The sequence below is a fragment of the Halomonas sp. BC2 genome (assembly GCF_002078115.1).
Classification (GTDB): Bacteria; Pseudomonadota; Gammaproteobacteria; order Pseudomonadales; family Halomonadaceae; genus Vreelandella; species Vreelandella stevensii.
Genome location: NZ_LFGT01000005.1, coordinates 5,812 through 15,861, shown reverse-complemented (window position 1 = coordinate 15,861; position 10,050 = coordinate 5,812). Strand labels below are relative to the sequence as shown.

Annotated in this window: 9 protein-coding genes; 8 read left to right on the top strand and 1 reads right to left on the bottom strand. The window is 62.6% G+C overall.

Features of this window, described 5'->3' with window-relative positions:
• Positions 1-592: LysR family transcriptional regulator (locus tag B7L71_RS03575; RefSeq protein WP_081136050.1), on the bottom strand; the 592-nt coding region annotated here is incomplete at its 3' end.
• Between the two features lie 139 nt (positions 593-731).
• Here B7L71_RS03575 and B7L71_RS03570 point away from each other — a divergent pair.
• From B7L71_RS03570 to B7L71_RS03535, 8 genes are all read left to right on the top strand, one after another.
• Positions 732-2,243 carry a CoA-acylating methylmalonate-semialdehyde dehydrogenase gene (locus B7L71_RS03570; protein ID WP_081136048.1) on the top strand — a complete coding sequence of 504 codons (1,512 nt, stop codon included), beginning with the start codon at positions 732-734 and terminating at the stop codon, positions 2,241-2,243.
• Positions 2,244-2,294: 51 nt separating this feature from the next.
• The gene (locus tag B7L71_RS03565; RefSeq protein WP_081136047.1) at positions 2,295-3,962 is read left to right on the top strand and encodes a GMC family oxidoreductase; all 1,668 of its coding nucleotides are present in this window, start codon (positions 2,295-2,297) and stop codon (positions 3,960-3,962) included.
• A gap of 190 nt (positions 3,963-4,152) precedes the next feature.
• The gene (locus B7L71_RS03560; protein WP_009101184.1) at positions 4,153-4,356 is read left to right on the top strand and encodes a cold-shock protein; all 204 of its coding nucleotides are present in this window, start codon (positions 4,153-4,155) and stop codon (positions 4,354-4,356) included.
• 222 nt (positions 4,357-4,578) lie between these two features.
• Positions 4,579-6,348, top strand: a complete 1,770-nt coding sequence (locus tag B7L71_RS03555; RefSeq protein ID WP_081136045.1) for an SLC13 family permease — start codon at positions 4,579-4,581, stop codon at positions 6,346-6,348.
• 72 nt (positions 6,349-6,420) lie between these two features.
• Complete coding sequence (locus B7L71_RS03550) at positions 6,421-7,086, top strand: alpha/beta hydrolase (RefSeq protein WP_081136043.1); 666 nt, start codon at positions 6,421-6,423, stop codon at positions 7,084-7,086.
• 50 nt (positions 7,087-7,136) lie between these two features.
• Positions 7,137-7,826 (top strand): hypothetical protein, encoded by a 690-nt coding sequence (locus B7L71_RS03545; RefSeq protein WP_081136042.1) that lies wholly within the window; start codon positions 7,137-7,139, stop codon positions 7,824-7,826.
• The gene (locus tag B7L71_RS03540; protein ID WP_081136040.1) at positions 7,823-9,313 is read left to right on the top strand and encodes a complex I subunit 5 family protein; all 1,491 of its coding nucleotides are present in this window, start codon (positions 7,823-7,825) and stop codon (positions 9,311-9,313) included. Before B7L71_RS03545 ends, B7L71_RS03540 begins: the two co-directional genes overlap by 4 nt.
• Positions 9,310-10,050 (top strand): complex I subunit 5 family protein (locus B7L71_RS03535; protein ID WP_283160398.1); only part of this gene is annotated, 741 nt, incomplete at its 3' end. The genes B7L71_RS03540 and B7L71_RS03535, both read left to right, overlap by 4 nt.

Genomic DNA, 10,050 nt, shown 5'->3' with positions numbered 1-10,050 from the left:
TGACGATCCAGGGGAGGCTGGCCAGCGCTTCCCAGCGGGTGTCGGCCAACTTGGACTCCCAGCCCGGGGGCGCCACTACGTGGTAATGAAAGTGGGTCAGCTCACGCCAGGCCAAGGCGTCATGGGCCGGGCCTTCGCCGGGCGGTGCCAGAAAGAAGCCCACATCCAGCTCGCTGTGCACCACGTCTTCCAGCACGCTGCCGCTCATGCCGTGGTGCAGCTCCGTTTCCAGCTGGGGCGCTCGGGCCATCAGGCGGCTCAGAAAATCGCCCAGGCGGATGAATTCAGGGTCCACGATGGTGCCGATGCGCAGCTTGCCGCGCAGGGTGCTGTGCAGGGCACTGGCGCTTTGTTCGAATGCCAGCGCACTGGCCAGGGCGTTTTCGGCGGCGGGCAGCAGGGCATAGCCATCGGCAGTGAGGCGCAAGCCCTGAGGGCGGCGGGTGAACAGCGTCAGGCCAAGGTGTTGTTGAAGCTGCTTCAACTTTAGGCTGACGGCAGGCTGGGTGAGGTGCAGTTGTTCAGCGGCGCGAGACACGCTGCCGGTATGGGCAACGGCCACAAAGGCCCGTAGCGTGGCGTACTCCTGCATGGTCGATGACCTTCGTTGTCATGTTATTAGCAGAGCTTATATCCGGGTTAAAAATTACTCAATTGCTTGGCCTGTGGCGCCGGGTAGTCTAGGGCAGATTCTCTTCATCACTTAAACGATGTTTATAAAGGTAGCGACAATGACAACTCACGCCATTCACCACTTCATCAACGGCCAGCGCAGCGAAGGCACCTCTGGTACTGCTCAGGACGTTTTCAACCCGGCCACGGGTCAGGTCACTGGTCGCGTGGCACTGGCGTCGGCGGCGGATGTGGACACGGCCGTGCAGGCGGCCCAGGCGGCCTTCCCTGCCTGGGCCGACACGCCCCCCATTCGCCGCGCTCGGGTGATGTTCAAGTTTCTGGAGCTGCTCAATACACACAAGGATGCGCTGGCCGAGGCGATCACCAAAGAGCATGGCAAGGTGTTCACCGACGCCCAGGGGGAAGTGGCGCGTGGCATCGATATCGTCGAGTTTGCCTGTGGCATCCCTCAGCTGTTGAAGGGTGACTATACCGAGCAGGTGAGTACCGGCATCGACAACTGGACCGTGCGACAGCCGCTGGGCGTGGTGGCCGGGATCACCCCGTTCAACTTCCCGGCCATGGTGCCCATGTGGATGTTCCCCATCGCGATTGCCGCCGGGAATACGTTCATTCTCAAGCCCAGCCCGCTGGACCCCAGCGCTTCGCTGATGATTGCCGACCTGTTGCAGCAGGCGGGCCTGCCGGATGGCGTGTTCAACGTGGTGCAGGGCGACAAGGACTCCGTGGAAGCGCTGATCGATCATCCGGAGGTGAAGGCGCTGTCGTTCGTCGGTTCCACCCCCATTGCCAACCTGATTTACGAGCGCGGCGCGAAGCACGGCAAGCGCGTGCAGGCGCTGGGCGGCGCCAAGAACCACATGGTGGTGATGCCCGATGCCCATCTGGACAAGGCCGTCGATGCGCTGATCGGTGCCGCCTACGGCAGCGCCGGTGAGCGCTGTATGGCCATCAGCGTGGCCGTACTGGTGGGCGACGTTGCCGATAAAGTCGTGCCGATGCTCACCGAGCGAGCCCAGGCGCTGAAGGTCAAGGATGGCATGCAGCTGGATGCCGAAATGGGCCCCATCGTGACCCGCCAGGCTCATCAGCGCATTACCGGTTACATCGAAAAGGGCGTGGCCGAGGGTGCACAGCTGATCGTCGATGGCCGTGAATTCGACGGCGCCAACGCGGGAGAGGGCTGCGCCGAGGGGTTCTGGATGGGCGGCACGCTGTTCGATCACGTGACCCCCGACATGACGATCTACAAAGAAGAGATCTTCGGCCCGGTGCTGGTGTGCGTGCGCGTGCCGGACGTGGCCACTGCCATTCAACTGATCAACGACCATGAGTTTGGTAACGGCGTGAGCTGCTTCACCGAAAGCGGTAGCGTTGCCCGTGAGTTTGGCCGCCGTATCCAGGTGGGCATGGTCGGCATCAACGTGCCGATTCCCGTGCCCATGGCGTGGCACGGTTTCGGCGGCTGGAAGCGCTCGCTGTTTGGCGATACCCATGCGTATGGCGAAGAGGGCGTGCGCTTCTATACCAAGCAGAAGTCGATCATGCAGCGCTGGTCTGACTCCATCGACGCCGGTGCCGAATTCGTGATGCCCACGGCGAAGTAACGCCCGCTCTTCACCGGAGTCATCTGCATGTCCAACAATACAACTACCCCCATGGCGGCTCATGCCGCCATGCAATGCTTTGACTATATCGTGGTAGGCGCAGGCACCGCAGGGTGCCTGATGGCCAACCGACTGAGCGCCGACCCGAACAATCGGGTGCTGCTGATCGAAGCCGGTGGCCGAGACAACTACCACTGGATTCATATACCCGTCGGGTACCTGTATTGCATCAACAACCCGCGCACCGACTGGCTGTTTCGCACGGAGCCCGACCAGGGGTTGAACGGTCGCTCGCTGATCTATCCGCGCGGCAAGACCCTGGGGGGCTGCTCCAGTATCAACGGCATGATCTACATGCGCGGCCAGGCGCGGGATTACGACCACTGGGCGGAAGTGACCGGCAGCGATGCCTGGCGCTGGGAGAACTGCCTGCCGGACTTTATCAAACACGAAAACCACTACCGATTGGATAAAGGCAGCGACGGTGATGACACTCACCGCGCGTTTCATGGCCACGGCGGCGAGTGGCGGGTGGAGAAGCAGCGCCTGAAGTGGCAGGTGTTGGATGACTTTGCCGAAGCCGCCGTTCAGGCCGGTATTCCTCGAACCGAAGACTTCAATCGAGGCAGTAACGAAGGCGTTGCCTATTTCGAAGTCAACCAGCGCGACGGCTGGCGCTGGAACACGGCCAAGGCGTTCTTGCGCACGGCCTTGAAGCGGGACAACCTGACGCTGTGGCACTCCACCCAGGTGAACCGGCTCTGCTTCGAGCGTGATCAGGCTGTCCCCCGCTGCGAAGGAGTCGAAGTGGTGCGAGCAGGCAAGACTCTGCGCGTGCAGGCCAGCAAGGAAGTCGTGCTGTGTGCCGGCGCGATTGGCTCGCCCCACCTGCTGCAGTTATCGGGCATCGGTCCCGCCGAGCACCTTGCCGAGCATGACATCGAGGTCGTGCACGACCTGCCGGGGGTGGGCGAGAACCTGCAAGATCACCTCCAGATACGTTCGGTGTATCGTGTCAGCAATGCCAAAACGCTGAACGCCATGGCCAGCACGTTATGGGGCAAAGCCGGTATCGGATGGGAGTACCTCACGCGGCGCACGGGACCCATGAGCATGGCGCCGTCGCAGTTGGGCGCGTTCACGCGTAGTTCCGACGACCAGCCGTATCCCAATATCCAGTACCACGTGCAGCCGTTGAGTCTCGAAGCCTTTGGGCAGCCTCTGCACCCGTACCCTGCGATCACCGCCAGCGTGTGCAACTTGAATCCTACCAGCCGAGGCACCGTGCGCCTGAAAAGCGCCGACCCGCGCCAGGCACCGGCGATCGCGCCGAACTATCTGAGCACCCCCGAGGACCGCAAGGTGGCCGCCGATTCGCTGCGGGTGACGCGACGCATCGCCGAGCAGCCCGCCTTTGCCAGATACGCCCCGGAAGAGATCAAACCGGGCGTGGAGTACCAGACCGACGAGGAGCTGGCTCGTTTGGCAGGGGATATTGGCACGACGATTTTCCATCCGGTCGGCACCACGCGGATGGGAAAAGACGACGACCCCATGGCCGTGGTGGATGCGCAATTGCGGGTTCGCGGGGTGTCTGGACTGCGGGTGGCCGACGCGGGAGTGATGCCCACCATCACCAGTGGCAACACCAATTCGCCGACGCTGATGATCGCCGAAAAGGCCGCCGGATGGATTTTGGAAGAAAATTCATTGCACTGACATTTTTTTCCATCATAGTGTTGACGTGCAGCGTCGTTAAGCGCATGCTGCATGCAGTTGGTTAGCAAGTCGAACGTAGTCAGCAGTATCGAAACGCTCTCGCGTTGAGTCTGGTGAAAGTTTCTTGTTCTACCCACTGCAACTCGGGTATTACCCGGCTCTTCATTAAGCTAAATCGAGGATTTCGATCATGGCAACTGGTACCGTTAAGTGGTTTAACGACACTAAAGGCTTCGGCTTCATTTCTCCGGACGACAATGGCGACGACCTGTTCGCGCACTTCTCCGAAATTCAAGCTGACGGCTTCAAAACTCTGCAAGACGGCCAGAAGGTTTCCTTCGACGTCACCCAGGGTAAAAAAGGCCTTCAGGCTTCCAACATCAAAGTTCTGTAATCTGAACGAATGATGTTGTCAGGTGACCTACGGGTCAGTCTGTAGAAAAACCCCGCCTTCGTGCGGGGTTTTTTGTTTGTCGCGATTTTCGCCTCACCCCTCACCCCTCACCCCTCATGGGTATATTCTATTTTGTTCTTACTGTGTTTCTAAAAATAACTTTTTAGAATATTGGGCAGGCGGCACAATATCCCCAGGTTCGTTTATCAAGGATATGGGTTTATGTCGCTGGATGCCTGGATTGCCGTTGGGGTGGTGCTGACGATTTTCCCCCTCATGGCGCTGTCGCGCCTGGGCCCCGATATCATTCTATTGGGAGCCGTGGTGGTATTGATGACCCTGGGGGTCATCGACCCGCAGCAGGCGCTGGGAGGCTTCTCCAACAGCGGCCTGTTCACCGTGGCGTTCATGTACGTGCTGGTGGCCAGCATCCGTGAAACCGGCGGCATCGATTTGATCATTCGCTATGTGCTGGGTCGCCCAGCCACCGAGCGGGGCGCCCTGACCCGGCTGCTGCTGCCGGTGGCGTCGCTGAGCGGCTTTCTCAACAATACCCCGGTGGTGGCCACCTATATCCCGGCGGTGATGAGCTGGAGCCGCCGTTTGAAGCTGTCTCCCCAGCGGCTGCTGATGCCGCTGAGCTTTGCCTCCATTCTGGGCGGGACCATCACGCTGATCGGTACCAGCACCAATCTGGTGGTGCATGGGCTGCTGGTGGAGCGCTACCCGGATCTGGCCATGGGGCTGTTCGACCTGGCCTGGGTTGGCCTGCCGGTGGCTCTGGCCGGGCTTACCTACCTGATTGTGCTGGGTCCGCGCATCCTGCCTGCCCGTAAAGGCGTCGCCAATGCCTTTGCCAACCCCAGAGAATTTACCATCGAAATGGAGGTGGACCCCACCGGCGTGCTGGTGAACCGCACCGTGGAGGAGGCGGGGCTGCGGCATCTTCAGGAGCTGTTTCTGGTCGAGATCGAGCGTGACGGTAACGTGGTCAGCGTGGTGGGGCCGGGCGAGCAGCTCAAGGGCGGTGACCGGCTGGTGTTCGTGGGCACGTCGGTGGCGGCCGTGGAGCTGCAGCAGATCCGGGGTCTGATTCCCTCTCGGGATGGCGCTTCCAGCCTGGAGAAGGAGTTCAAGGAGCGACGGTTGGTAGAAGCCGTGGTCTCCAGTCAGTGCCAGTTCATTGGCCAGCGCATTCGCGACGGACGCTTTCGAACTCTGTACGGGGCGGCGGTGCTGGCGATTTGTCGCGGCGGCGAGCGGGTGACCGGCAACCTCGGGCAGGTACGCCTGCAGCCAGCGGACGTGCTGCTGCTCGAGGCTCGCCCGCCGTTCATCGAGCGCCATCGCCAGTCCAAGGATTTCCTGCTGATCAGTGAACTCAACGGTGCGGCCAGGCCGGTGCATGAAAAGGCGCCGCTGGCTTGGGCGATTCTGCTGGGGGCGGTGATGCTGGCGACCTTTGGCGTGCTCAGCATGCTCAATGCTGCCATGCTGGGCGCTGCCATGGTGCTGCTGACCGGTTGCTGCACGGTAGGCGCGGCCAAGCGGGGTATGGATACTCAGGTTCTGCTGACCATTGCGGCCTCGTTCGGCGTGGGGGCGGCGCTGCAAACCTCTGGAGCAGCCGACGTGATGGCGGGCGGTATTCTCTCTCTGGTGGCAGGCAACCCCTGGCTACTGCTGTTGGGCACCTACTGCGTGGTGGCGCTGCTCACCGAGATGGTGACCAATAACGCGGCGGCGGTGATCATCTTTCCGGTGGTGATGGCGGCGGCCGAGAGCCTGGGCGTCAATCCCATGCCCTACGTGGTGGCCGTCATGTTTGCTGCGTCGGCCAGTTTCCTGACCCCCATTGGCTACCAGACCAATCTGATGGTGCATGGCCCAGGGGGGTATCGGCTGGGGGACTTTCTGCGCGTAGGAGGTGGCTTGAACCTGCTGACCGGGGCCATTGCGGTGACGTTGATTCCGTGGGTGTGGCCGTTTTAAGTGGGGAAGGACTCGCCCAACGCGTCGCTTTACGCTAGGGTGGCGTTTTTGACAGCCACCAAGGAATGCGACATGACAGCTCCAGGCGAACTGATTATCGAGCCGCAACATGGTCAACCCGCCGATGCGTGCGTGTTCATCATTCATGGACTCGGTGCCGACGGGCACGATTTCGAGCCGCTGGTGCCTGCGCTGGCCTTGCCGGAAAGCGCCCATGTGCGCTTCATCATGCCCCATGCGCCGCGCCTGCCGGTGACCATCAATGGGGGCATGGTGATGCCTGCTTGGTATGACATTCTGGCCATGGACCTGGGGCGCCGGGTTGATGAAGTTCAGCTGAAAAAATCCGCCGAGCGTATTCAGGCGCTGATTCAGGAGCAGATCGATCAGGGTATCGATAGCCAGCGGATCATCGTGGCAGGTTTCTCCCAAGGCGGCGCGGTGGCGTATCAGGCGGCTCTCTCGTTCCCCCAGCCGCTGGGCGGGTTGCTGGCGATGTCGACCTACTTTGCCACCGCCGACAGCATTGAACTTGCCGAGGCCAACCGCCATATCCCCCTTGAGGTGCATCATGGTAACTTTGACCCCATCGTGCCTGAAACGCTTGGCCGCTCTGGCGCCGAGCGCCTCAAGGCGCTCGGTTACTCGGTGAACTATCGTCAATATCCCATGGCCCACGCGCTCTGCCCGCAGCAGGTCAACGATATCGGCAGGTGGTTGAGCGAACGGCTCGCGTAGTACGGCCTCCTTTTTCGCTGGCCAATGCACAGGATAGGCGGAGGCACTTCATGATGTCGGTGGATATATTGGAAGCTGGGCTGGCGCTTTGCCTGGTGGCAGTGGCGCTTGCTTGTCTGTTGGACCGCCATCTGCCGCGGACCTGTCGGCTGTTTTTGCTGTTCACGCTGCTGATGAGCCTGGCCTGGTGGCAGTGGCAGGCGCCCTGGTTGGGGCTGATGGAGCTGGTGCTGGGGGGCGTGCTCACCGGCGGCAGCTTCTTCTATGCCTTGAAGGCATTTCCCTCGGCTCACCCAGAGGCTGCCCACTACGACCGAGTGCAGCACGGGGCCGGGCATGTCATCAGTCGTGGGCTGCTGGCGCTGGCGTGGAGCGTGATGATCGGCGCCGCGCTGCGCTACCTCTTGCCCGACATGGCCTACTCGTTGAGCGAACACCCCTTGATGCTGGCGGCGGTCGTCATGGTCTCGGCGGCCATGGGGGCTTTTGCACTGCATCGACACTGGCTGCGTCGGCTGATGGCCTTCAACGTGCTGGGGTCGGGTGTGTTTCTGCTGTTGGCAGGCATGGCGGGCCCCTTGCCCAATGCCCAGGCGCTGATTGGCGTGGGCTTGCTGATTGCCTGGCTGGGCACCCTGCTGGGCGTGCTGTTGATACGACATCTGCTGCAGCTGGAAGGGGTGTCGGCCCTGGTCGATGAGCAGCCAGCCCCCCTGGCCCCCCGTGAGGCTTCACAATGAGCTGGCGTTTTGGCTTGCATGACAGCACTTTCGAGCCGTTGTGGTCGACCCACTGGGCGCTGCTGGTCGTTCTGCTGCTACCTGCCCTGTTAGGCCTGCTGGGGGCCTGGTTGCGCCCCGCGCGCATGGTGCCCGTCCTGCTGGCCTGTACGCCGGTGCTGGTAGCAGGCCTGTGGATGGTCATGGATGCCCAGCAGGCGGGCGTGTTGCGCTGGCAGTGGCAGCTGGCAGGGGTGGATCTGGCGCTGCGCTTCAGTGGCGTGAGCGGCTTCATGCTGCTGATTACCCAGTGGGTCGCGTTGGCCGCCGCGCTGTATACCCCCGGGCACCTGGCGCTTTCCCGGCTTGGCCCTCAGGGGCGTTGGCTGTGGCCGCTCATGGGCGTTCTGGTGAGCGCGCTGTCGTTGATCTGGATGGCGGCCGATTTGCTGACGCTCTACGCCGCCTTGGAGCTAATGGGGCTGGCCGCCGTCGGCATGCTGCTGCTGTCGGGCAAGGGCAGTGCGCTCAAGGCCGGTATGCGCTACCTGCTGCTGGCGTTGGTGGGGTCGTTGGCGTTCCTGCTGGGCATTGCCCTGCTGCTGGGGTACTGGGGGGAACTGACGCTGATGGGCCTGGCCCAGGTGGTCGAGCCAGGCCCGGTGAGCTGGATTGCGGCGGCGCTGATAGGCGCGGGGCTGGCGCTGAAGGCGGCGCTGTTTCCGCTACATGGCTGGCTGACCCCGGTGCACGAAAACGCCTGGACGCCGGTGAGCGCCCTGCACGCGGCGCTGGTCATCAAGGCCTCGCTGTTCATTCTGCTGATGGTGTGGAGCGTGCTGCTGCCCGATACCTGGCTGGCCCCGCAGCTGGTGGGCTGGCTGGGAATGGCGGCCATCTTGTGGGGCGGGCTGGTGGCATGGCGGGCTGCGTCGCTGAAAACCCTGATTGCCTCGTCCACGGTGGGCCAGCTGGGCTATTTGATGGTGGCATTTCCGCTACTGCTGGGGCCGCAAGCCTCGCCACTACCCCAGGCGCTGGCCTGGGAGGGGTTCTGGCTACAGCTGATGGGGCACTCGCTGGCCAAGGCGGCGATGTTCCTGGCGGCCGGCAACTTGCTGCTGGCCACCGGCAAGAGCGCTCTGCAGGCGTTGGCGGGCACCAGCCGCCGATTGCCGCTCTCACTGCTGACTTTCGGCATCGCCTCCATCACGCTGATGGGCCTGCCACCCAGCAGCGGTTTCACGGCCAAGTGGCTGCTGCTGCAGGCCATGGTGCTCACTCAGCAGTGGCTTGCCGTTGCAGCATTACTGGCGGGAACGCTGCTGACCGCGGCCTACGTGTTCAGGGTCTTCCGCTACTCGTTCGATGAAACCGCACCGCGCCATGACTACCAACCGTTGGCGCCGGGCATGGATGCGGTGGCACTGGCGCTCGCCCTGGCCGCGCTGCTGCTGGGTCTGTTGACCCACTTGCCGTTGGCCCTGCTACAAGGAGGTGGTGCATGAACGCAGCCTGGTTACCGCTGACCACACTGGCGACCTCTCTGCTGGCCGCCGTGGCCATTTTTGCGCTACCCGAAGAGGCGCGGCGCTGGCGTACCGGCATCAACCTGCTGGCGGCGGTCAGCAAGATCGTGCTGGTCGTGCTGATGGTCGGGCGCGTGGCGGAAGGCTACGAGGACACCTTCAGCTTCCAGATTGTCGAAGGCGTCGATTTCGTGCTGCGCGCCGATGCGCTGGGCGTGATGTTTGCCGGGCTCTCATCGCTGCTTTGGCTGTGCACCACGGTGTATGCCATTGGCTACCTGGAGCATGCGGCCAACCGCAAACGCTTCTTTGGCTTTTTCAGCCTCTGCGTGGCCAGCACGCTGGGCATTGCGCTCTCCGGTAACCTGTTTACCTTCCTGATCTTCTATGAACTGTTGACGCTGTCGACTTACCCGCTGGTAGTGCATTCGGGCACGGCCAAGGCGCTGGCGGCAGGGCGCGTGTACTTGCGTTACACCCTGACCGGCGGTGTCGTGCTGCTGTTGGGGGTCGTGCTGCTGTATAGCCTGACAGGCGACCACTCCTTTGCCTCCGAGCGGGGTCTGTCGCCTTACCTGGCCGACCACCGTGGCCTGCTGACGCTGATCTTCGCGCTGCTGGTCGGCGGCCTGGCGGTCAAGGCGGCCATGGTACCGCTGCACGGCTGGCTGCCCAGAGCCATGGTGGCGCCTGCGCCGGTGAGCGCGCTGTTGCAT

What these genes read in the sequence shown, in the direction of transcription:
- B7L71_RS03565 (WP_081136047.1), top strand. Translation starts at nt 2,295, where the DNA reads ATGGCGGCTCATGCCGCCATGCAATGCTTTGACTATATCGTGGTAGGC.
- B7L71_RS03555 (WP_081136045.1), top strand. Translation starts at nt 4,579, where the DNA reads ATGTCGCTGGATGCCTGGATTGCCGTTGGGGTGGTGCTGACGATTTTC.
- B7L71_RS03570 (WP_081136048.1), top strand. Translation starts at nt 732, where the DNA reads ATGACAACTCACGCCATTCACCACTTCATCAACGGCCAGCGCAGCGAA.
- B7L71_RS03545 (WP_081136042.1), top strand. Translation starts at nt 7,137, where the DNA reads ATGATGTCGGTGGATATATTGGAAGCTGGGCTGGCGCTTTGCCTGGTG.
- B7L71_RS03540 (WP_081136040.1), top strand. Translation starts at nt 7,823, where the DNA reads ATGAGCTGGCGTTTTGGCTTGCATGACAGCACTTTCGAGCCGTTGTGG.
- B7L71_RS03560 (WP_009101184.1), top strand. Translation starts at nt 4,153, where the DNA reads ATGGCAACTGGTACCGTTAAGTGGTTTAACGACACTAAAGGCTTCGGC.
- B7L71_RS03550 (WP_081136043.1), top strand. Translation starts at nt 6,421, where the DNA reads ATGACAGCTCCAGGCGAACTGATTATCGAGCCGCAACATGGTCAACCC.